22 protein-coding genes and 1 tRNA gene are annotated in these 22,026 nt (G+C 70.8%); 10 read left to right on the top strand and 13 right to left on the bottom strand.

What is annotated here, in order from left to right:
* The first annotated feature begins 160 nt into the window (after positions 1-160).
* Genes V6U86_RS08505 through V6U86_RS08490 form a run of 4 tightly spaced genes read left to right on the top strand, consistent with a single transcriptional unit; the run spans position 161 to position 3,504 of the window.
* Positions 161-961, top strand: a complete 801-nt coding sequence (locus V6U86_RS08505; RefSeq protein WP_334500462.1) for a DUF881 domain-containing protein — start codon at positions 161-163, stop codon at positions 959-961.
* Positions 958-2,568: a class E sortase gene (locus tag V6U86_RS08500; protein WP_334500460.1), complete on the top strand. Its 1,611-nt coding sequence runs from the start codon at positions 958-960 to the stop codon at positions 2,566-2,568. The genes V6U86_RS08505 and V6U86_RS08500 overlap by 4 nt, the downstream gene beginning before the upstream one ends.
* A gap of 4 nt (positions 2,569-2,572) precedes the next feature.
* On the top strand, positions 2,573-2,851 hold the full coding sequence (locus V6U86_RS08495; protein ID WP_334500458.1) for a hypothetical protein: 279 nt from the start codon (positions 2,573-2,575) through the stop codon (positions 2,849-2,851).
* Between the two features lie 2 nt (positions 2,852-2,853).
* On the top strand, positions 2,854-3,504 hold the full coding sequence (locus V6U86_RS08490) for an aminodeoxychorismate/anthranilate synthase component II (protein ID WP_334500455.1): 651 nt from the start codon (positions 2,854-2,856) through the stop codon (positions 3,502-3,504).
* Positions 3,505-3,573: 69 nt separating this feature from the next.
* Here the strand turns inward: V6U86_RS08490 and V6U86_RS08485 are convergent, their stop codons facing one another.
* Genes V6U86_RS08485 through V6U86_RS08450 form a run of 8 tightly spaced genes read right to left on the bottom strand, consistent with a single transcriptional unit; the run spans position 3,574 to position 13,292 of the window.
* Positions 3,574-4,269: a SanA/YdcF family protein gene (locus tag V6U86_RS08485; protein WP_334500453.1), complete on the bottom strand. Its 696-nt coding sequence runs from the start codon at positions 4,267-4,269 to the stop codon at positions 3,574-3,576.
* 19 nt (positions 4,270-4,288) lie between these two features.
* Positions 4,289-6,100, bottom strand: a complete 1,812-nt coding sequence (gene pknB, locus V6U86_RS08480) for a Stk1 family PASTA domain-containing Ser/Thr kinase (RefSeq protein WP_334500451.1) — start codon at positions 6,098-6,100, stop codon at positions 4,289-4,291.
* On the bottom strand, positions 6,097-7,506 hold the full coding sequence (locus V6U86_RS08475) for a serine/threonine-protein kinase (protein WP_334500449.1): 1,410 nt from the start codon (positions 7,504-7,506) through the stop codon (positions 6,097-6,099). The genes pknB and V6U86_RS08475 overlap by 4 nt, the downstream gene beginning before the upstream one ends.
* Before the next feature lies 1 nt (position 7,507).
* Entirely contained in the window at positions 7,508-9,013 is a 1,506-nt protein-coding gene (locus V6U86_RS08470; RefSeq protein WP_334500447.1) for a peptidoglycan D,D-transpeptidase FtsI family protein, read from the bottom strand.
* Entirely contained in the window at positions 9,010-10,503 is a 1,494-nt protein-coding gene (locus V6U86_RS08465; RefSeq protein WP_334500445.1) for an FtsW/RodA/SpoVE family cell cycle protein, read from the bottom strand. The genes V6U86_RS08470 and V6U86_RS08465 overlap by 4 nt, the downstream gene beginning before the upstream one ends.
* A gap of 30 nt (positions 10,504-10,533) precedes the next feature.
* Entirely contained in the window at positions 10,534-12,015 is a 1,482-nt protein-coding gene (locus V6U86_RS08460) for a PP2C family protein-serine/threonine phosphatase (RefSeq protein WP_334500443.1), read from the bottom strand.
* Positions 12,012-12,497, bottom strand: a complete 486-nt coding sequence (locus V6U86_RS08455) for an FHA domain-containing protein FhaB/FipA (RefSeq protein ID WP_030331975.1) — start codon at positions 12,495-12,497, stop codon at positions 12,012-12,014. Before V6U86_RS08455 ends, V6U86_RS08460 begins: the two co-directional genes overlap by 4 nt.
* A 6-nt stretch (positions 12,498-12,503) precedes the next feature.
* On the bottom strand, positions 12,504-13,292 hold the full coding sequence (locus V6U86_RS08450; protein ID WP_007454122.1) for an FhaA domain-containing protein: 789 nt from the start codon (positions 13,290-13,292) through the stop codon (positions 12,504-12,506).
* A gap of 207 nt (positions 13,293-13,499) precedes the next feature.
* Between V6U86_RS08450 and V6U86_RS08445 the strand changes: the two genes are divergently transcribed.
* From V6U86_RS08445 to V6U86_RS08435, 3 genes are all read left to right on the top strand, one after another.
* Positions 13,500-13,585, top strand: a tRNA-Leu gene (locus tag V6U86_RS08445).
* A 64-nt stretch (positions 13,586-13,649) separates the two neighbouring features.
* Positions 13,650-14,765: an NAD-dependent epimerase/dehydratase family protein gene (locus V6U86_RS08440; RefSeq protein ID WP_334500438.1), complete on the top strand. Its 1,116-nt coding sequence runs from the start codon at positions 13,650-13,652 to the stop codon at positions 14,763-14,765.
* The gene (locus V6U86_RS08435; protein WP_334500436.1) at positions 14,762-15,568 is read left to right on the top strand and encodes a WecB/TagA/CpsF family glycosyltransferase; all 807 of its coding nucleotides are present in this window, start codon (positions 14,762-14,764) and stop codon (positions 15,566-15,568) included. The genes V6U86_RS08440 and V6U86_RS08435 overlap by 4 nt, the downstream gene beginning before the upstream one ends.
* Positions 15,569-15,631: 63 nt before the next feature.
* Here V6U86_RS08435 and V6U86_RS08430 read toward each other — a convergent pair whose 3' ends face one another.
* Positions 15,632-17,188, bottom strand: a complete 1,557-nt coding sequence (locus V6U86_RS08430) for a S8 family peptidase (protein WP_334500433.1) — start codon at positions 17,186-17,188, stop codon at positions 15,632-15,634.
* A 217-nt stretch (positions 17,189-17,405) separates the two neighbouring features.
* On the opposite strand from V6U86_RS08430, the gene V6U86_RS08425 reads away from it, so the two are divergent.
* Positions 17,406-18,005 (top strand): hypothetical protein, encoded by a 600-nt coding sequence (locus V6U86_RS08425; RefSeq protein ID WP_334500431.1) that lies wholly within the window; start codon positions 17,406-17,408, stop codon positions 18,003-18,005.
* Here V6U86_RS08425 and V6U86_RS08420 read toward each other — a convergent pair.
* The 3 genes from V6U86_RS08420 to V6U86_RS08410 all read right to left on the bottom strand — a co-directional run bounded on the left by V6U86_RS08420 (position 17,973) and on the right by V6U86_RS08410 (position 19,657).
* Entirely contained in the window at positions 17,973-18,371 is a 399-nt protein-coding gene (locus V6U86_RS08420; RefSeq protein WP_334500429.1) for a hypothetical protein, read from the bottom strand. The genes V6U86_RS08425 and V6U86_RS08420 overlap by 33 nt on opposite strands.
* A 213-nt stretch (positions 18,372-18,584) precedes the next feature.
* Positions 18,585-18,806, bottom strand: coding sequence for a DUF397 domain-containing protein (locus V6U86_RS08415; protein WP_210861763.1), 222 nt, complete (start codon positions 18,804-18,806; stop codon positions 18,585-18,587).
* Positions 18,776-19,657, bottom strand: coding sequence for a helix-turn-helix domain-containing protein (locus V6U86_RS08410; protein WP_030331961.1), 882 nt, complete (start codon positions 19,655-19,657; stop codon positions 18,776-18,778). Before V6U86_RS08410 ends, V6U86_RS08415 begins: the two co-directional genes overlap by 31 nt.
* Before the next feature lie 627 nt (positions 19,658-20,284).
* On the opposite strand from V6U86_RS08410, the gene V6U86_RS08405 reads away from it, so the two are divergent.
* Together V6U86_RS08405 and V6U86_RS08400 are read left to right on the top strand one after the other, a co-directional pair.
* Positions 20,285-20,569 (top strand): hypothetical protein, encoded by a 285-nt coding sequence (locus V6U86_RS08405; RefSeq protein WP_124775688.1) that lies wholly within the window; start codon positions 20,285-20,287, stop codon positions 20,567-20,569.
* 99 nt (positions 20,570-20,668) lie between these two features.
* On the top strand, positions 20,669-21,130 hold the full coding sequence (locus V6U86_RS08400) for a hypothetical protein (RefSeq protein WP_334500417.1): 462 nt from the start codon (positions 20,669-20,671) through the stop codon (positions 21,128-21,130).
* Between the two features lie 7 nt (positions 21,131-21,137).
* On the opposite strand, the gene V6U86_RS08395 is transcribed toward V6U86_RS08400, so the two are convergent.
* On the bottom strand, positions 21,138-21,875 hold the full coding sequence (locus V6U86_RS08395; protein WP_334500414.1) for a PASTA domain-containing protein: 738 nt from the start codon (positions 21,873-21,875) through the stop codon (positions 21,138-21,140).
* Between the last annotated feature and the right edge of the window lie 151 nt (positions 21,876-22,026).

Here is a 22,026-nt window from a genome sequence, read left to right as displayed (position 1 = left end):
CCATGGCCAATAATGTTCGAGAGCTAGCGTAGTCCGGATCGGCCGCCCGGACCACGAATGGGGTCAGGCCGGTGCACGGAGTGACCGAAAGAGGCGGGACTGTTCGCATCACCGGCCCGGCCGGCACGGACCGATCCCCGACACGCGGAAGGAACGCTCGGTGGAGTACACATCCGGCGCAACCTCCTGGCAGAAGGTCCTCCGACGGGCCGCCGCCGGGCTGCTGCCCCGGCGACCGCGTCAGCGCCGTCCGGGCTGGTCGATCGGGGTGCCCCTGATCGCCGCGGCGGCCGGGTTGCTCTTCACCACCAGCGCGACCACCGCAGACGGCACCGCTCTCCGGGAAGACCGGCGACCCCAGCTCAACCAGCTCATCGAGGACCGGCGCGAACAGGTGGCGGCCAGCGAACGCCGCGCCGCCACGCTGCGCGGCGAGGTCGAGCAACGGACCAACACACTCGCCGGCTCGGACGCCCCGATCAAGGAACAGCAGAATCGCGCCCAGGGCAGCCTCCAGGACGCCGGATTCACCGCCCTGACCGGCCCCGGGGTCACGGTCGAGCTGAACGACGCGCCACAGATCGACCAGACGCAGTCGGACGCCAGCAACGACGACCTGGTGGTGCATCAGGGAGACGTGCAGGCAGTGGTCAACGCGCTCTGGGCCGGCGGAGCCGAGGCCATGTCAATCATGAACGTCCGCGTGCTCACCACCAGCGCGGTACGCTGCGTCGGTAACACCCTGCTACTTCATGGCCGGGTGTACTCCCCACCGTTCAAGATCGTAGCAATCGGCGATCCCGCTGCCCTCCAGCAGGCCCTCGCCAGCTCTCAGGGAGTCCGGTTGTTCAAGGACGCGGTCGACGACTACCAGCTCGGCTACAGCGAGACAGCCTCCACGGTGCGAGTTCCCGCATTCGAGGATTCCACCGCCCTGCGCTCGGCGACGGTGCCCAGATGAGCGGGCCGGACGAACGCCGCGACGGGCGACACCGGGACCAGACCGACGAGCCGACCGCCTTCCTGCCCAAGCTCGACCGGCCCCAGTCGGCACCGGACCGACCGGCCCCGGACCGACCGGCCCCGGCCGGCAACTGGCCCGAGCCGGTGCTGCACCCTCCGCGAGCCGAGCAACCGACGCGGCCGAGCGCCAGCCGACCCGAGCCGACCGAGCCCCCGAGCCGGCCGGGTGTCGAAGCCCCACCGCCCTGGCCGGGCATCGCAGCTCCCGCGCTGGGCCCGCACGGCGGCGCCGGGCTTCCCCCAGCGACCGCCTCCGGGCGACCACCCAGCAATCCGGGTCCGGTCCGGCCCCCTGCCCCCGGCGACGCCCCGACCCGACCGGCCACGCCCGGCGGGATGCCGGTGCCGACCCGGCCGACGACCTCCGGCCCGCCGAGCCCGCCCGCCTCCTCCGGCCCGTCGACCCGGCCTGCCTCCTCCGGCCCGCCGAGCCCGCCGCTGGCCGACTCGCCGACCGCGCCCATTCCGCAGGTAACCGCCCGGCCCGCACGACCCACCGGCCCCCCGGCCACCCCGGTCTCGCCGGCCGCACCCAGCCGCGCGGCAGCAGCCGGGCAGGAAGGCTTCGCGCCGTCGACCGGGCCGGGTCGGGTCCCGCCGAGCGCCGGCGGGGACCGGGCCGCGGATCCGGCCGCCACCGCACTGATTCCGGCAGTGCCCGCCACACCCGCCGCCAGGCCGCCGACCATAGACACGACCGCGTTGATGGGTGCCGTCCCCCGCACGGCGGTCCCCGAGGAGCCGGCTGCCGGCAACCCCGCCGACCCACCCCAACCCCGGCGCGGCGAACGGGTGGTCCAACTCCGGCCGCACCAGACCGGCGAGGGCTACAAGAGCGTCTACTCCGAGCTCACCCGTCCGTCGTTCGCATCACGACTACGCACCGGCATCCGCGTCACCGGCGAGGTCCTGATCACCTTCGGCCTGGTGGTGCTGCTCTTCGCCGGTTACGAGGTCTGGGGCAAATCGGCCATCGTCGACGCCCACCAGAACGACCTCAACAACGAGTTGGCTCAGGTGTGGGCCCCGACCGACGACCCGACGGTCGCCCCGTCAGCTGCCGGCCCGAGCGCCAAACCGTCGCCGCCGGTACGCGGCAAGCCGCTCGCTGGCCTCTACATCCCCAAGCTCGACAAGAACTGGGTCGTGGTCGAAGGCGTCACCCAGGCCGACATCCGCTACGCCCCGGGCCACTACCCGGCCAGCGCGCTCCCCGGCCAGGTGGGCAACTTCTCCGTCGCCGGCCACCGCAACCGGGCCACCTTCTGGCGGTTGGACGAGCTGGACGACGGCGACGCGATCGTGGTCGAGAGCAAGACCGAGTGGTACGTCTACCGGGTGTCGCAGACGCGGATCGTCAGGCCGACCCAGGTAGAGGTGGTGGCTCCGGTGCCCGGCGAGCCGAGCAAGAAGGCGACCAAGCGGATGCTCACCCTCACCACGTGCAACCCGAAGTTCGACAACTACCAGCGCCTGATCATCCACGCCGAACTGGACCGCACCCAACCCAAGTCGGCGGGCCGCCCGGCGGAGCTGGGAGGCTGACCGGATGTACGCGTTCATCTGGCGCAAGCTGCCGTTCGGCCTGGTCGGAAAGCTGACCGGCTCGGTGCTGCTGGTGGCCGCCACTGTCGCCCTGCTCTGGTATGTCGCCTTCCCGTGGGCCGAGCCCCTGCTGCCCTTCGACGACGTGCAGGTCGAGTCCGGCGTACCCGCCGAGACGGGTGGCGGCGACCCGGTGACCGGGGAGACCCCGGCCGGCGACGAGCACGAGCTGCCGTACGACACCGACCAGAACAACTCCGCGCCCCCCTCCCCGAGTAGGTGACCATGCGCGTCCTGGTGATCGACAACTACGACTCGTTCGTCTTCAACCTCGTGCAATACCTGGGTCAGCTCGGCGTGGACTGCGAGGTCCGCCGCAACGACGAGATCGACGTCGCCGAGGTGGGCGCGGTTGGCGCGGATGGCATCCTGCTGTCGCCCGGGCCGGGCAGCCCCGACCGGGCCGGCATCTGCCTGGACGTCATCCGGGAGTACGCCGGCAAGCTGCCGATCTTCGGTGTCTGCCTCGGTCACCAGGCGATCGGGGAGGCGTTCGGGGCGACCGTGACGCGCGCCCCCGAGCTGCTGCACGGCAAGACCTCCGAGGTACGACACCAGTCGGTCGGCGTGCTCGCCGGCCTGCCCGACCCGTTCACCGCCACCCGGTACCACTCCCTCGCCGTGCTGCCCGAGACGCTCCCCGACGAGCTGGAGGTCACCGGCTGGACCGGCTCCGGCGTGGTGATGGCGATGCGGCACCGGACGCTGCCCATCGAGGGCGTCCAGTTCCACCCGGAGTCGGTGCTCACCGAGGGCGGTCACCTGATGCTCGCCAACTGGCTGGCCAGTTGCGGTCACCCCGAGGCGCTGGAGCGCGCGCCCGCGCTCGCCGCCGAGGTCGACGCCCGCCGCCTCGCGGCCTTCGCCACCGCCTGAAGCCCTACCGCTCGGCGCGGTACTGAACCTGAAGCCCTACCGCTCGGTCGCGGTACTGAACCGGACGGATCAGCCCCGCAGCGCGTTCTGGACCGCCGGATCCGCTGGCGAGCGCACCGCAGGGGGTCGACCCCGACCCGCGTCCCACGCGGCCTTGCCGCTGGCGAAATAGTCCCGGATCGACTTCTCGGCGAGCAGTGCGGCACCGCAACCGTCGCAGCGGGCGGTCACCCCGTCGACGTCCAAGCCGAGATGGCGGCACAGCGTCACGGCCCGGGACAGGTGGTACGACTGGGTGACGATGAGGGCCCGCTCGACTCCGTACACCTCGCGCGCTCTCGCGCAACTGTCGTAGGTGTCCAGGCCGAACGGGTCGGCCACCACCCGTCGCCTGTCGACGCCACGCTCGGCGAGATACGTCGTCATCACCGCCGGCTCGTCGCCCGACGCACCACCGCCGTCGCCGGACACGAGGACGACAGTGGCCCGCCCGCTGGTCACCAGCTCGGCGGCGGTGTCCAGGCGGCCGGCTAGACGGTCACCCGGTCGCTGCCGATCGGCGGCCACCTCGGTGCCGAGCACGATCACCACATCGGCGGCCGGCGCGTCGGCGGCGGCGTACACGTGCCCGCGTGCGGAGAGTGTCGTCCACAGCCACGGGGAACTGGCGAGCACCAGCACGACGAGGCCTGCGACGGCCAGCCGGCGGACGCGTCGCGGCCACCGCCGCACCGATGCGATCGCTGTCGACTCAGCCTCGGTCATGCCGGTGCCCGCGGGTGGCCTAATCCTCGATCCGGCTCGGCGGGGGTGGGAACGGCAGACCGATCCCGCCCCCGTTGCCGGGGGTGGTCGGCGTCGTCGGCGTGGTCGTCGGCGTGATCGTCGGCGTCGGGTCGGTTTCCGGCTCGGGTTGACTCACCTTGATGGTCACCTTCGTGCCGGTGGGCTTCTTCTCCTTGCCGTTCGGGCTCTGGTCGGTGACCTTCCCCGCCTGGTCGGCGGGCACCTCCGGCCCGTTCTGCACCACGACCACGAAGCCGCGGTCCTTGAGGAACCGGGTGGCGTCCTCCTGGCTCAACCCGACCACGTCCGGCACATCGCGGACGTTGCCCTTCGAGACCGTGAGCTTGATCTTCGTGCCCTCGGGGACGCTCTCGCCCGACGGCGGGCTGACCTCGAGAACCTCGTCCTCGCTCGCCTCGTCGTCCACCGTCTTGACTTCGTACTTGAGCTTCGCCTCGGTCAGCCGGGCGATCGCGCTCTCCCGCTTGCTGCCCTTGAGCCCGGCGGGAACACGCACCTCGGGCTTGCCGCCACAGATCTGGATGGTGACCGTGCTGTTCTGCTTCACCTGGGTGGTCGGCAGCGGGTTCTGCTGAAAGACAGTGCCCTCGGTGCAGTCACTTGCCAGCACCGGTTCACCCACCTGTGGGGACAGACCGGCCTTCTGAATCTCGGCGATCGCCACGTCCCGGGCCTTGCCGGTGAGGGTGGGCACCGACTTCAGGTCCTTGCCCTGCTGCATGTTCCAGAGCAGGGCGGCGACCAGGGCGATCACCGCCAGCACGCCGACCGCGCTGAACATCGCGATCAGCAAGGAGGACGCCTTGCGCTGGCGCGGGTCGCCCACCCGCGCCGGGATCTGCCGGGTCTGCTGCCCGGGGGGAGCCGGATAGCCGCCCCCACCGCCGGCCGGGGCCATCGCCACCGTCTCCGCCTCGCGCAGCACCGGGGTGGCCAGCACGGGCCGGCCGGCAGCGGCGCGCAGCAGGTCGGCCCGCATCTCGCCGGCGCTCTGGTAGCGGTTGAGCGGGTTCTTCGACAGCGCCTTGAGCACGATCGCGTCGACGGCCGGGGTGACGTCCGGGTTGATGTCGCTCGGCGTCGGCGGCGTCTCCCGTACGTGCTGGTAGGCGACGCTGACCGGGCTGTCCCCGACGAACGGCGGATGGCCGCAGACCAACTCGAAGAGCACGCAGCCGGCCGCGTACACGTCGGAGCGCGCGTCGACGGCCTCGCCGCGGGCCTGCTCCGGGGAGAGGTACTGGGCCGTGCCGATCACCGCGCTGGTCTGCGTCATGGTGGTCGCGCCGCTGGCCAGCGCGCGGGCGATGCCGAAGTCCATCACCTTGACCTGGCCGGTCTGGGTGAGCATCACGTTGCCGGGCTTGATGTCCCGGTGGATGATGCCGTGCCGGTGGCTGAACTCCAGTGCCGCGCACATGTCGGCGCAGATCTCCAGCGCCCGGCGCGGCTGCAGCCGACCCTCGGCGCCGAGGACCTCCTTCAAGGTCCGCCCGTTGACGAACTCCATGACGATGAACGGCAGCGTCTCGCCGGTCGGCGCGGTCTCCTCGCCGGTGTCGTAGACAGCCACGATGGCCGGGTGGTTGAGCGAGGCGGCGTTCTGCGCCTCCCGGCGGAAGCGCATCTGGAACGTCGCGTCCCGGGCGAGGTCGGTGCGGAGCATCTTGATCGCGACATCCCGACCGAGTCGGAGGTCACGACCGCGATGCACCTCGGCCATACCGCCATAGCCGAGCAGCTCGCCGACCTGGTACCTGCCACCGAGCAGGCGGGCCTGCGCTGTCATCGCGTCTGTCGTCCTTCGCTCGTCGTCGTCCCGCCGTCGCCCGGCTGGAGTCGTACCTCCCGACGGTACGACGTCCGGGTCGGATCGTCGCGTCCGTCGAGTCGTAGCGCGCCGGACGCCACGGTGCGCGGCGCCAGCCCGGCGGATGCACCGTCCTGCTGCTGCTTTCGCAGTTTGTAGGAAATCACGCCGGAACAGAGCAGGACCAGTACGGCCAGCAGGACGGCGAGAAGCACCATCCCGGGCCGGGACCGCTGCGGCTGCGGTGACGGCACTGCCGGGCCGGCCTGTCGGACGTACGCCGGCGGGTGTTCCTGCCGGGGTGGCCCGGCGGGCACGGCCGCCGCACCGCGCGGGTAACCGTTCGGTGCGCCCTGCGGCCGGGTGGGCTGAACGGCCGGCGCGACGGCGGTGGGCCGTGGCTGTTGGGCGGGCGCGATCGCGGTCGGCCTGGGCCCGCTCACCGGCGGGCGGGCAGCCGGCGGACGCATCTGGTGCGCCTGCGGCACCTGGGCCCGGCCCGGCGCGGCGGGTGAGGCGGGCGCTGCGGAGACCGGCCCGGGGTTGCCGCCGGACCGGGCCTGCTGGGACAGCACGGCCTTGAGCTGACGGGCGACCCCGGCGAGGGCGGCGGCGCTCGGCCAGCGGGCGGCCGGGTCCTTGGCCAACGCCCGTTCCACCAGGGCGCGCACCTGCGGAGGGATGTCGGCCGGCAGTGGCCGGGGCGTCTCCCGGACGTGCCGCATCGCGATGTCGAGGGGGTTGTCGCCCTCGAACGGCCGCCGACCGGCCAGGCACTGGTAGGCGACCACGCCGAGGGCATACACGTCGGACGCCGGGGTGGCCACGCCGCCGGTGGCCTGCTCCGGCGAGATGTACGAGGCGGTGCCGAGCACCGAACCGGCGGCGGTGAGCTGGCCGACCAGGTCGGAGCGGGCGATGCCGAAGTCGGTGAGCACCAGCGTGCCGTTCGGTCGGACCAGCAGGTTGCCCGGCTTCACGTCGCGGTGCACGATGCCCTTCTCGTGTGCGGCGTGCAGCGCGTCGGCGGCCTGCGCGACGAGGGCCATCGTCCGGGCCGGGGTGAGCCGGCCGACCCGGCTCAGCGTGGACGACAGGGCGTCACCCTCGACGTACTCCATGACCAGGAAGGCGATCTGCTGGTCGTTGCCGAAGTCGTAGACGTCCACCACGCCGGGATGGTTGATGGTGGCCATGGTGCGGGCCTCGCCACGGAACCGCTCGCCGAAGTCCGGGTCGTCGAGCAGGGCGGGGAGCAGGCTCTTCACCGCGACCGTCCGGCCGAGCACCTGGTCGGTGCCGCGCCAGACGTCGCCCATGCCGCCGCTGGCGATCCGCTCGTCGAGACGGTAGCGGTTGCCGAGCTGCACACCGGGGCTGAGCATGTCAGCGACCCCCCGGGTCGGCGATGGCGGCCCGCATGATCTGACCGGCGATCCGAGCGGCCTCGCCGCTGCCACCCGGGCCGGCCTGCTCCAACATCACGCAGACCGCCGAGACCGGGTTGCCGTTCTTGTCCAGGGCGAAGCCGATGAACCAACCGTGGTCGGGCCGATCCGGCGCGGACTGGGCGGTGCCGGTCTTGCCACCGACGGTGTAGCCGTTGATCGCGGCCTGTCGTCCGGTGCCGTTCTGGACCACGCTGACCATCATCTCGCGCAGGTCGGTGGCGACCTGGGGACTGACGGGCTGGCGCAGCTCCCGCGCCTTGGCCGTGTAGTAGCTGGTGGTCCGGTCCGGAGCGAGCAGCTGCCGCACCAGGTACGGCCGCATCTGGCTGCCGTTGTTGGCGATCGAGCCGGCGATCATCGCGCCTTCGAGGGGCGTCATCCGGACGTTGTTCTGGCCGATCGAGGACTGGGCCAGTGCGGCCTGGTCGGTGCTGCCGTCCGGGTTCTGGATGTCCCCGGTCCGGCTGGCCGCCGTGGGTAGGCCGCCCTCGCCGAGCTGACCGACGGTGAGGTCCTCCTGCTCGAAGCCGAACTGCCGGGCCTTCTCCTTGAGCGTCTCGGCACCGAGGCGCACACCAAGCTGGGCGAAGCCGGTGTTGCACGACTTGGTGACCGCCTCCAGCAGGGTGACCTGTCGCCCCGGGCAGATCGACGGGTCGGCGTTCTTGATCGGGGTGCCCGAGGTGGGCGCGGTGTAGCTGGGACCGGCCGGGATCTCGGTCGTCTTGGTGACGCCGTTCTCCAGCGCCGCCGCAGCCACCACGATCTTGAAGGTGGAGCCCGGTGGCAGCGTATCGGCGAGCGCGCGGTTCTTCAGCGGTTCGGCCGGGTCCTGTTCCAGCCTGTTGAACGCCGCAGCCGCCTCGTTGGTGTCGTGGCTGGCCAGCGGGTTCGGGTCGAAGCTCGGCATGGAGACCAGCGCCTGGATGGCACCGGTGCGCGGGTCGACGGCGATCGCCGCACCCCGCTTCGCCCCCACCTCGTTGTTGCGCAGCTGGTCGTACGCCACGTCCTGGGCCCGCTTGGAGAGCGTGAGCAGGACGTTGCCGCCACCGGTGTCGTCCCCGGTGAACATGTCCTTCAACCGGTCGCCGATCAGCTGGTCGCTGGTCCCAGCCAGGAAGTCGTTCTCCACCTTCTCGATGCCCTGGTCGGCCAGGTTGACCGGCTTGTAGCCGAGCACGTGCGCGTACTTGGCGCCGCCCGGGTAGAAGCGCTGGAACTTCAGCTTGCCGGTGGTCTCCTTGCTGGTGGCGACGGCGGTGCCGCCGGCCTCGATGTTGCCGCGCTTGCGCTTGTAGTCGGCAACCTGGACCCGGCCGTTGTAGTCGCTGGTGCGGTACTCGTCGGCCTTCTGGAACTGAATCCAGTTGAGGTTCGCGAAGAGCAGGCCGAACAGGACCATGACGACGACGCCGACACGGCGCAGCGGTGCGTTCACGGCTTGATCACCTCCGTGGGAGCACCGTGCAACTGCTCGGGCGGGCCACCGCTGGGACGGGCCACCTTGCCGCCGCTCCCTCCGGTCACCGGCCGACGGGCACCGTCGGAGACCCGCAGCAGCACCGCGATCAGCAACCAGTTGGCCATCAGCGACGAGCCACCGGCGGACAGGAACGGGGTGGTCTGACCGGTCAGCGGGATGAGCTTGCTGATCCCGCCGACGATCACGAAGACCTGCAGGCCGAGGGTGAACGCCAGACCGCCGGCGAGCAGCTTGCCGAACGAGTCCCGGACCGCGAGCGCGGCGCGCAGCCCGCGCTCCACGATCAACAGATAGACGACCAGCAGCGCGGAGAGGCCGAAGAGCCCGAGCTCTTCGCCGATGCCGGCGAAGATGAAGTCGTTCTGCACCTCGGGCAGGATGTCCGGTTGGCCGCCGCCCGGCCCCGCGCCGAAGAGCCCGCCCGTGCCCAGGGCGAGCAGGCCCTGCACGAGTTGGTAGCCCTTGTCGGTCGGGTCGGCGAACGGGTCCAGCCAGATCTCCGCCCGGACGTAGAAGTTGGCGAACGGCCCTCCGACCGTCGAGCCGAGGACGTAGGCGAGGTATGCCCCGCCGAAGAAGAGGACCAGACCGATCAGCAGCCAGCTGACCCGTTCGGTGGCGATGTAGAGCGTCACCACGAACATGCCGAAGTAGAGCAGCGAGGTGCCCAGGTCCTTCTCGAAGACCAGCACCAGGACGCTGACCAGCCACACGCCGACCACCGGGCCGAGGTCGCGGCCGCGCGGGAAGTCGATGCCGAGGAAGCGCCGGCTGGCCAGCGACAGCACCTCGCGCTTACGCACTAGGTAGTAGGCGAAGAAGACCAGCAGCGCCAGCTTGGCGAACTCACCCGGCTGGATGGAGAAGCTGCCCACCCGGATCCACAGCTTCGCGCCGTTGATCTCGGAGATGCTCGACGGCAGCACCGCCGGGATCATCACCAGCACGATACCGGCCAACCCCAGGGTGTACGCGTACCGCGAGATCGACCGGTGGTCGCGCATGATGGCGAGCAGCGCGGCGGCGAGGATCACCGCACTGAGCGTCCAGGCCAGCTGGCGCCCGCCCTGCCCGGCGAAGACGGCCAGACTCTCCCGCTCGGTAACCGGGGCCTCGCCCAGGTCGATCCGGCGGAGGAAGCCCACCCCCAGGCCGTTGAGCAGGGCCACCGCCGGCAGCAGCGCCGGATCGGCGAACGGGGCGAGGAACCGGATGACCAGGTGCAGGCCGAGGAAGACCGCGCCGAGCGCGGCGGCGGGCATCCAGAAATCCGGGGTGACCGTGTCCAGCAGGCTCGCCTCGACGGTCGCCCCGTACGCGGCAACCAGCACCATCGCGAGCAGCAGCAGAGACAGCTCGGCGTTGCGGCGCGACCGCGCCAGGCGTACGCCGGATTGCTCGCCCGCGGTGGCGGGCGAGGGTGCCGGTGTGGCCGCTACGGTCACGGGTGGGGTCCTCAGGATCTCAGCCGACGCTCACTCAGGAGACCGGCAACCGGCCGGGTCGAGCGCCGGCGTGGCGGTGTCGGAGGGCGTGACGTCGGGTGTGGTGGTCGCGCCGGCCCCACCGAGAGCGGTGGTGGCGCCGACGGTCGGGCTTACGCTGACAACCCCGTTGGGGGTCGACGACGCATTGGCGCTCGGGCTGCCGTTCGGGGTCGGTGTCGAACCGATCGGCGTCGGCGTCGGCGTGGGCGTCGGGGTGTTGCTCCCGACGACGGCCGGGTCGAGCGGGCAGAGCGGCTTCAGGTTGGGGTTGCTCGGCGTGTCGCTGGTCAGCTCCGCGAGCTGACGCTCGGCGTCCGGCTCACTCTTGGCCCGGATGCCGACCTTGACGGTGTCCTGTGCCGCGACCGTTAGGTCGTCCAACCGGGTACCGCTGCGGCGGTGCACGCTGGACAGGTCCATCCCGGCGATCTGACCCTGGACGCCACGGAAGACGGCGACCTGACCCTCTTCGGTAGCTCCCACGTAGTACTGCCGCTGGGTGTACGTCCAGCCGCCGAACGCCGCACCGCCGACGATCACCAGCAGCGCCAGCGCCATGGCGGCGGTCCGGACCGGGCGTCGCTTCGGCCGGTCGGCGTCCTCGTCGGATGCCGCCGGCTCCTCGGGCGCGGCCGGGCGCGGCGCGGAGAGCGCCGAGGCTCGGGCGGCCGGAGTCGAGTCGTCGGCGGAGGTCGCCATGCCCCGGTCCCGGGCGGCGGCGCCGCCGACGATCGGGGTCGCCTCGACGATGTCCTGATCCGTGGCGTCGGCGATGATCACCGTGATGTTGTCCGGCCCACCGCCGCGCAGCGCGAGCTGCACCAGCCGTTCGACGCACTGCTGCGGGTCGGCGTACTCCCGCAGGGTCTCGCCGATGGTTTCGGCGCTGACCACACCCGAGAGGCCGTCGCTGCAGATCAGGTACCGGTCGCCGGGCATGACCTGGCGGACCGAGTATTCCGGGTCGATGTCCCGGCCGTCGAGCGCGCGGGTGAGCAGCGACCGCTGCGGGTGGCTGCTCGCCTCCTCGGCGCTGATCCGGCCTTCGTCGACGAGCATCTGGACGTAAGTGTCGTCCTTGGTGATCTGCGCGAACTCGCCGTTGCGCAGCAGATAGGCCCGCGAGTCGCCGATGTGGACCATCCCCAGCTTGCTGCCGGTGAAGAGGGTCGCCGTCAGCGTGGTGCCCATCCCCTCCAGCTGTGGGTTGGCGTCCACCGTGTCGCGGAGTTGTTGGTTGGCGGTGCCCACGGCCGAACGCAACGCATCGACGAGGGCGTCCCCCGGGACGTCCTCGTCGAGCGGCGCCATGGCACCGATGACGATGTTGCTGGCGACGTCACCGGCGGCCATACCGCCCATGCCGTCGGCAACGGCGAGTAACCGCGGTCCGGCGTAGACGGAGTCTTGATTGCCGTCTCGGATCAGACCGCGGTCGCTGTGGGCCGCATAGCGCAGGGTCAGAGTCATGGCCGTAATTCGAGGGAAGTGCGGCCGATCCGGATCGGCACGCCGAGGGGGACGGGGGTTGGTCCGGAGACCTTAGCGCGATCGAGGTACGTGCCGTTAGTCGAGCCGAGATCCTCGACGTACCACTGCCCGTCACGCGGCACGAGCCGGGCGTGTCGCGCGGAGGCGTAGTCGTCGGTGATGACCAGGGTGGAGTCCTCAGCCCGACCAATGGTGATCTGCGCTTCACCGAGAGTGATCCTGGTGCCGGCCAGTTGCCCGGCTGTCACCACCAGCTGGTGCGCCGCCCTGCCCCGCTTCACCTTCGCTGGCTTGGCCGCCTGCCCCGTCGAGGCGCCCACCGCGCGTGGCGCGGCCACCAGGCGACCGGACCGGGCGCCCGCGAAGAGGTCCCGGCGGATCACACCGACCACCGTGAACACGAAGATCCACAGCAGGATCAGGAACCCGAACCGGGCAACGGTGATGACCAGTTCCGGCAAGGCGGCTCAGCCGTCCACGCGGAAGGTCAGCGTCGTCGTACCGAGCTGGACCATGTCACCGGGGTTGAGCGCGACGGCGGAGACCCGCTGCCCGTTCACCATGGTGCCGTTGGTCGAACCCAGATCGGTCAGCACGACCTGGCCCCCGTCGAAATCCAGCCGGGCGTGTCGCCGGGAGATGCCGACGTCGGGCAGCCGCAGGTTGGCCTGGTCGCCGCGGCCGATCACCGTCGACCCCATCTGGAGGGGATAGGTGCGACCGTCGCCGGAGACCAGCCGCACGTTGCGACCGCCGCCGTGCCCGGGCGGCGGGCCGTAGCCACCGCCCTGGTCGTACGCGGGGTAGGCGGGCGGGCCGGCGTCGTAACCGGGTGCCGACACCGGAGCGACCTCGCCGCCGGTGTAGACCTCGGCCGTGACACGGAACATGCCCGTGTCCAGGCCCTCGCCTCGCTCGATCTCGACGATCACGTCGCCGTAGACCGTCCACGCCTGCTCGCCGATGAACTCCGCCTGCGACTGGGCCAACTCCTGGGCCAGCGCGGCGGCGTACGGCGCCAGCCGACTATGGTCGAACGGCGAGAGATCGATCACGTAGCGGTTGGGCACCAACGTGCGCCCACCGGCCAGGATCGCCTTGTGCGCCTCGGCCTCCCGCTGCATGGCGTTGAGGATCTCCACGGGGTGGACCACCCCTTTGAAGACCTTGGCGAAGGCCCCTTCGACCAGGCCTTCCAGACGCTTCTCGAAGCGTTGCAGCACGCTCACCGGCTCCTCCTCGGGTCCCGAGGACATGATGGTATCCGGCCGACGCGCGCGCAGCTCACACGCCGCTCGGCCGGCTGCTCTCGGCCCGTTCGGAAGGGCCGGGATGGTCGTGCTAATCTTTCGTCCGCCACGAACGGTAATCGCTCGTGGCGAGCGCCGGGAACAGCGTAGTATTCCCGAGGCCCGCTGGAGACAGCGGGGCCGGGGCGGCTACAGTGTTCCGGGTTGTGCCACGGGGATGTGGCGGAATGGCAGACGCGCACGGTTCAGGTCCGTGTGCCCGAAAGGGCGTGGGGGTTCAACTCCCCCCATCCCCACCACCGACGAGGGCTCCGCTTTGTGCGGGGCCCTTCCGTCATATCGGGGCGTGCTGGACGTCACGCTATGCTCCGATGGATTCTGCCTCCGATGGACCAGGAGTGGCGTGTGAGTGTCGCGTTGGTGACAGGGTCGGGTGGTCTGATCGGCTCCGAGGCGGTCCGGCATTTCGCCGGCCTCGGTCTGGATGTCGTCGGCATCGACAACGACATGCGCCGGTACTTCTTCGGCGAGGACGGTTCCACCTCCTGGAGCCTTGAACGGCTCAGCCGTGACCTGGGTAACGCGTACACCCACTTCGCGGTGGACATCCGGGACCGGGACGGCCTGGAGCAGGTCTTCAAGAAGTACGGCTCGGACATCGCCGTGGTGATCCACAGCGCTGCGCAGCCGAGCCACGACTGGGCAGCCAAGGAGCCGTACACGGACTTCGACGTGAACGCCGGCGGCACGCTCAACATGCTGGAGAACACCCGCCGGCACGCGATCGACGCGCCGTTCATCCACTGCTCGACCAACAAGGTCTACGGCGACCGGCCCAACAGCCTGCCGCTCATCGAGCTGGAGACCCGGTACGAGTTGCCCGAGGACCACCGCTGGTACCAGGGCATCACCGAAGAGATGTCGATCGACCACTCGCTGCACTCGGTCTTCGGCGCCTCCAAGGTCGCCGCCGACGTGATGGTTCAGGAGTACGGGCGTTACTTCGACATGAAGACCGCCTGCTTCCGGGGCGGCACCTTGACCGGCCCGGCGCACTCCGCGGCCGAGCTGCACGGGTTCCTGGCCTATCTGATGCGCTGCGTCATGGAGGGCCGGACGTACAACCTGTTCGGCTACAAGGGCAAGATGGTCCGGGACGCGATCCACTCACACGACGTGCTGACCGCGTTCGAGGCGTTCTTCCGGTCCCCCCGATCCGCCGAGGTCTACAACCTCGGCGGCGGCCGGCACTCCAACACCTCCCACATCGAGGCGTTCCGGATCGCGGAAGAGATCACCGGCCGCGAGGCGCGGATCAACTATGTCGAGCAGAACCGCACCGGCGACCACCAGTGGTACGTCAGCAGCATGGCCCGGTTCGAGGCGCAGTATCCGGGCTGGAAGATCACTTACGACGTGCCGATGATCCTGCGGGAGATCTACGAGGCCAACGTGGACAAGTGGGTGGCCCAGCCGTGAGCAGCCGAACCAAGCGCAACGTGCTCGGCGTCCTGGTCGACGCGACCGACTACGCCACGGCGACCGACGCGGTGGTGACCGCGGCGCACGAGCGGCGTCCCCTCGCGCTGACGGCGCTGGCCGTGCACGGTGTGATGACCGGTGTGCTCGACCCGGCGCACAACGCGCGGCTCAACTCCTTCGACGTGGTCACCCCGGACGGGCAGCCGGTGCGGTGGGCGCTCAACCTGCTGCACCACGCCGGGCTCACCGACCGGGTGTACGGGCCGACCCTGACCCTGCACGTGCTGTCGCGCTTCGCCGACGAGGGGCTACCGGTCTACCTGTACGGCTCGACCGAGGAGACCCTCGCCCGGTTGATCCCGGCCCTGGAGCGGATGTTCCCGGCGCTGAAGATCGCCGGGGTGGAGCCGTCCAAGTTCCGTGCCGTCCAGCCCGGTGAGGACGCCGAGATCGCCGACCGGATCCGGTCCAGCGGCGCCCGGCTGGTCCTGGTCGGGCTCGGCTGCCCGCGCCAGGAGGTCTTCACGTACGCCATGCGGCCGCTGCTCGACATGCCGCTGATGGCGGTCGGCGCGGCCTTCGACTACCACGCCGGGTTGCTGCGCCAGCCTCCGCCGTGGATGCAGCGTGTCGGCCTGGAGTGGTTCTGGCGTCTGGGTCTGGAGCCGAAGCGGCTCTGGCGTCGCTACATCATTCTCAACCCGGCCTACCTGGGCCGGCTGGTCGCGCAGAAGATCGGCGTGTGGAATGCCCGTCCGCCGGCACCGGCCACCGAACGGCCGGCCACCTTCTCGGTCTGAGCCGTACGGCCGCGAGGCCCCACCCGGCGTGTCCAGGTGGGGCCTCGCGTCGTAGGAGACCGGTCAGACGGTCAGGGTCCAGGTGTTGAGGTAGCCGGTGTCGGCCGAGTAGACGTCCCGCACCTGGAGTCGCCAGATGCCGTCGGCGGCCTCACCGGACACGTTGACCGTGTACGTCGTGTTCACGTTGTCGGCGCTGTCCGAGCCACTGCTGTTCTTCAGCCGGTACGAGCTGCCGTCCGGGGCGAGCAGGTCGATGACCAGGTCACCGCGGTAGGTGTGCACGATGTTCACCGCCACGGTGGAGGCCGATGACGCGTTGCGACCACAGCCGGAGATGGTGATCGAACTGGTCACCGCCGAGCCGGCGTCCGGGATCGACACGTCGGTGCCGTTGGTGCCGGTGCAGCCGGTGGGCGGCGGCGGGGTGCTGCCGGTGCCCACGTAGAGCAACAGGTTCGGCGAGCCCGAGCCAGGGCTGCCCACCACGTTGGGGGTCGCGTTGGCCACCAACTGGTTGCGGACCTGAGCCGGCGTCCAGCTGGGGTTGGCGCTGGCCACCAGGGCCGCCGCTCCGACCACGTGCGGCGTGGCCATCGAGGTGCCGCTGATCGTGTTGGTCGCGGTGTTGCTGGTGTACCAGGCCGAGGTGATCGACGAGCCGGGCGCGAAGATGTCCAGGCAGGTGCCGACGTTGGAGAACGACGACCGGGCATCCGAGCTGGTCGTCGAGCCCACCGTGATGGCTTCCGTGGTACGCGCCGGCGAGGTGTTGCAGGCGTTCGCGCCGTTGTCGTTGCCGGCCGCCAGGCCGTACGTGACGCCCGAGGCGATCGAGTTGCGGACGGCGTTGTCCAGTGAGCTGTTCGCGCCACCGCCGAGGCTCATGTTCGCCACTGCCGGCTTGATGGCGTTCGCGGTGACCCAGTCGACGCCGGCGATCACACCGGCGTTGGTGCCGCTGCCGGAGCAGTTCAGCACCCGTACGCCGACGAGCTGGACTGCCTTGGCCACGCCGTACGCGGACCCGCCGACGGTGCCGGCCACGTGCGTGCCGTGCCCGTTGCAGTCGTCGGCCGACCCGCCGTCGACCGCGTCGTAGCCGGAGGTGGCCCGACCGCCGAAGTCGTTGTGGGAGAACCGGATGCCGGTGTCGATGATGTAGGCGTGCACGTTGCTCGCCGTGTTCGGGTAGGTGTAGGAGCTGTCCAACGGCAGGTTGCGCTGGTCAATCCGGTCCAGGCCCCAGGATGGCGGGTTGGCCTGCGTGCCGGAGATCGAGACGGTGTGGTTCTGCTCGACGTACGCCACCGCCGGGTCGGTCGCGATCCGCGCCGCCGCGCTCGCGCTCACCTTGACCTCGAAGCCGCGCAGCGCCGCGCCGTAGGTGCGGGCGACAGTGCCGCCGTGGCGGCCGGCGAGCCGCTTCGCGGTGTCGCCGACCCGGTCGCGGGCGACGGCGCTGTCCTTGAGTACGACGATGTAGCTGTCCGGCACGGCGGTGGCTCCGCCGGCGGCCCGAACCACACCGACGGGTTCGGCGGCCAGGGCTGGGGTGCCGACGGCCAGCATGGTCGCCGTGGCCACCCCGATCAGCACGGACCTTCGTGGAAGACCCATCTCCTACCTCCCTCTGACCGGCGGCGGAACGTGACCACCGGTCCCAACATCAATCGACACTCGCCGATTTAGCTGAGGGTAGATCAGCGGTCGGGCAGTTGAACATGCCGAAACGTCCATAACCTTCGAGTGATGACCCCCTACGGGCCCGGCGTCCGGGGCGAACGGGGGACGGGCCCGGATTCGCCCCGCCGGGATTCGGGAAAGACTCTCGAACATGGAGAGTCAGCTCACCATCCTGGTCCCGGTCGCCGCCGTCTGGCTGGCCGCCGGCATCGTTGCCGACGGCCTGCCCCGGCTGCGCAACACCCGCGTGCTGCGCCGGCGTACCGGATGGTTGCTGGTGCTTGCCGTCACCGGCATGGCGCTCACCGCGGCCGTGCTCGGCGGCGGACTGTTCAGCGCCGGCACCGCGCCGGTCGACCGGGCCGCCGCCGGGCTCACCCTGGCCGCCGGCCCCGCGCTGGTGGCGACGGTCTGCTCCGTACGGCGGATCCGCCGGCTGTGGGCCGGTGCCGGCGCGTTCGCCAGCGCCCCCGCCACCCCCGCGCCGCACGGGCTGCGCGCCGACGCGGCCCACCCGCTCGTCGGGCTGCCACTACAGGTCACCGCCCTGGCCACAGTGCCGGCGTTGATCGCGGCGGCCGGCACCGACCTCGGCGCCGACCCCGGCGTCACCGGGCCGGCGATCACCGTCGGCGCGCTCGCGGTGGTCGCTATCGGGGTCCGGCACGCGCTGCGGCACAACCGCTTCGCCGAGCGGGCCCAGCCGGCCGCCGCACAGTCAGCGCGGACGGCTGGCGCTCTGCACGTATAGCAGCTCCAGGATCGACCTGGTCGCCTCGAACCAGCGGTCCAGCCAGTCCTGCGAGGGCACGGTGCCCTTCGGTGGCAACTCCATCAGCAGACCACGCAGCAACGGGTGGTCAGCCAGGGACTCGGGCGGCTCCATCGGCCAGCCCGTGGGCGGGAACGACGGTTCGATCAGCGGGTTCGGGTCCAGTGAGGGCAGCGAGAGCGGCGAGTCCGTCGCCTCGGAAGCTCCCTCCCGCCCAGTCATCTCCTGGTCGGCCGAGACCACCTCGGTCAGAACCGTGTCCCGACGAGCGCCGCGGTACTTGCCACCGAACCGCTCCGGCTTTGCCGGACCATTGGTGAGGTTGTCTGAACCGATCGTCGTCATCCGTCTCGCCTACTCGCTCGGTTGCGGGTTGGTGCGGCGGGTCGTCGACCAGCGCCGTACCGACCGGTTCAACGAGATGGGGGCGCTGTGGCGACGGGAATCCCGACGGAACCTCGCCGACCACCGTCGCGACGCGGCCGTTCGCCGCACCTGGGGCGGACACGGCGAAGTCCCCGTCCGGCGAACCGGACGGGGACTTCACTGACCACTCGGTCAGACCACGCCGAACACACCACCGCGGGTGCCGGCGACGAACGCGTGCCAGTCACCCGGCGCGAAGACCAGAGCGGGGCCCGCCTTGTCCTTCGAGTCCCGCACTCCGACCGCCCCCGTCACGTACGCCACCTCCACGCAGTTGTCACAGTTCGGCCCGCTCTTCGAGCTCTTGAACCATGCTGCCTGCGTCAGGTCCACCGGGAACCCTTTGGTCGCCATTTCCACAACGGCTCCTCTGCCAGTTTTGCGATGTGTGCGACGGACTCCTCCGGACGTATGGCCGCAGCGCGGATGTGATCGAAGATGAAGCTGTACTTCTGTAGTTCGTCGCTCTTCTCCAGGAAAAGCCCACCCGTGGCGTTCTCCGCGTACACAACATCCGGATCACCGGGCTCAGGGAAGCTGAGGATCGTGAACGTGCCGTCCATGCCGGCGTGCGCACCCACCTCGAAGGGCAGGATCTGCAGCGTCACGTTCGGCAACTCGGCCACCTCGACCAACCGCCTGAGTTGGCCGCGCATCACCTCGTCCCCGCCCACCGGCCGACTCACCACCGCCTCATCGAGCACCACCCACAGATCGACCGGATCGTCCTGGGTCAATAACGACTGACGGCCCAGACGGACACGCACCCTCTGGTGTACCTGATCGGCGGTGAAGTCCGGCCGAGCGGCGCGGATCATGGCCCCGGCGTACTCCTCGGTCTCCAGAAGACCCGGAACGACCTGCTGTTCGTACGCCCGGATCGAACTCGCCGCCGCCTCCAGCCCGACGTACGCGCCGACGAGCACCGTGCTGTACGGGTGCCACCAGCCCTTCTGGCGGGCCTCCCGGGCGATCTGCACGAGCTCGTCGCTCTCGGCGCCGACCACGCCGTAGATCCGCAGCATGTCCCGCACGTCGCGAGGAGTGGCCGTGGTGTGCCCGGTCTCGATCCGGGAGACCTTCGACGCCGAGCACTCCAACTGTTCGGCGACCACCTCGATGGTGATTCCGGCGGACTCCCGCTGGCGGCGCAGCTCGGCCCCGAGACGCCGCCGTCTGATTGTGGGACTGCGCCGCTCACTCATCGCGCAACCCGTGAGTCACTGGTCTCCGCCGCTGGCTGCTCGACCCCACTCGGGCTACCTCCGGTAACGCGCCACTGGGTGACACCCGCCGGGGGCGCGATCGTCGACCGGCGAGCGTTCGCGACGGAGGGGAGTGGTGCCGGTCCTCGGCCGGCCGCGACGGGCGAAACCGGCCCTCAGTGTGCCGCCCGGACGCGTTCGCCTTCAATAGGCCTTTCGCGCGACACGCTCACGTATCGGCAAAAGTCGACGTGCAACTTGCATGAAGCACGTCCCTGATGCACTCTGTCCGTATGGCACGGATCACTCAGCGTCCGCGTTCGGTCCCTCGGAGTGGTGACCCCACCGATCCGGGGATGCCGGGCACGACGCGGGTCCGGCCGACGACAACGAGACCTGCTCCGGGGTAAGGACCCCGCCGCTGCAAGCCGGCAAGCTGTGGCGGCGGGCGCGGTTCCCGGAAGCAACCGGGTGGTGGTCGGGTGGCGGCACGTCACCAGCGGGGTACGGCCCGACCACCGCCATCCGCACCACCGGTTCACGAGGCACGACCCCGTCACCGGCCGAGACGTCCCCCGTTCAGGCACCGCCGGCCCAACTGCCGGCCGATCCTCCCCAGGAGCCCATGTGCTTCCCCGCACCGGTGACGTACTGCACGTGACTCGCGCGGCGAGTGTCCAGTTCCTCAGGCCGATCAAGTTCCGGGTGATCCGGGTGCTCGACTGGCCGACCTATGACGGCTGGCTCTGGCTCGACGGCTACGAGTTGAACGCCGCGGGTGACGCGGTCACCCGACGGTCGATCTTCGTCCAGCGGGAAGGGCTGCAGCAGCTGCAGGCCGCCCCCGAACCCCGTCCGCACACCGTGCGGGCCCGCCGACCGGTCGCGCGTACCCCGGTCCGGGTGGGCTGACCGAGCAGATCCGCCGCCGGTGGGCGTGCCGTCGCCATAGAATCAGGTACGCCCACCCCGGCACCGTTCCACCCGCTCGTCCAGGACCCTGACCCTGGGATGGTCATGGTCAATCAGCCCGCCCTGCGGCGGCACCACCGCTCCCGTATCGCCTATGCCTTCGGACTCCTCGCCCTCCTCGGGGCGATGACGACACTCCTGGTCCTCGTCCGCGACCCGGCGATGTCGTCCACCCGGCTGACCACACCGGTGCCCGCACCGGAGATCACCGTGCTCGACTCCAACCCACCGACGGGTGACGGCCAGTCGGTCTACGAGGAACCCGGCTGGATCGACACCGACGCCCCGGACGACCACTTCGGTGACGCCGACCCGACCGGGCCGGTATCCGGCCTGGGTGCCGGCGGCCAGTCCAGCGGTCGTCAGGAGCTCACCGAAGCAGCTCCAGCCGGACACGGCGCTGCCGACATCCGTCGCTCCCTGTTCTGGTCCGGCATCTTCGGCCTCGCCATCTCGCTGGCCGGCATCGGCCTCGTCGGCACCCGCCGCAGGATGTGGTGACCGGCGGTCACGACGTGCTCGTCACCGTGGGGCTCGGCGTGGTCGGGGTCGTCCCGGTCGGAGTTCGGGCCTGGGAAACGATCAACAACACCTCGTCGTCGGACGACACCGAACTGCCGGCCTCCGGCTCGGTGCCCACCACCGTCCCCGGTGGCAACTCCGACGGGCGGAAGACCACCCGGTAGGCCAGGCCGAGCCGATCCAACAGCCCTTCGGCGGTGGCCTGCGGCAGGCCGACGAGCGGTGGCACCGGCACCTCGTCCGGCGCGTCCGTGGTGGCCGGGCTGCTCGGCGACTCGCTGCTGGGCGACGCCGACGTGGGGGCTGCGCTGGTCCGTGGGGCGGTGGGGGCACTGGTCGGCGGAAGTGACGGGGTGGGCCCCGGGTCGTCCCGGTCGTCATCCTGCTGGCCGCGCAAAACCCAGAGCGCGCCCCCGAGCAGGCCGGCGAGGAGCAACGCCAGTACGCCCCACAGAATCGGCAACCACCATCGCCGACCGCCCTGCTCCTCGACGTACCACTCTCCGGCGGAGTCATCGGGTCGGGGCGAGCGCACCTCGGCCCGACCGGACCATGGCGGAGGTATCGGTGCCGTGTCATCCGGGTGGGTGCCGGCTGGCATCGGCCCCGGCCGGTCCGCAGCGGGTTCCGTCGGCTCCGGCCGATCGCCAGCGGGGGGCGGCAGGGGGCGGGTCCGGTCGTCGTCGTGCTCGCCGGCGGGAGGCTCCTGGCGGTCGTCGCTCATCGCACGTCCCTTCCCGAACCCGGACGGGCGTCATGGCCCTCGACCGCCAACCTAGTCGCCCACACCGCCATTGGCGGGGATCAGCGTGCCGAGCCGCGCCGACTGTCGGCGGGGCAGGACGGCGGGCACCGGCGGGGAAGCGCTACCCGCC

The sequence above is a fragment of the Micromonospora sp. CPCC 205558 genome (assembly GCF_036902955.1).
In the GTDB taxonomy this organism is placed as follows: Bacteria; Actinomycetota; Actinomycetes; order Mycobacteriales; family Micromonosporaceae; genus Micromonospora.
The sequence above is the reverse complement of the archived record's forward strand: the minus strand, read 5'-3'. Positions and strand labels throughout refer to the sequence as shown.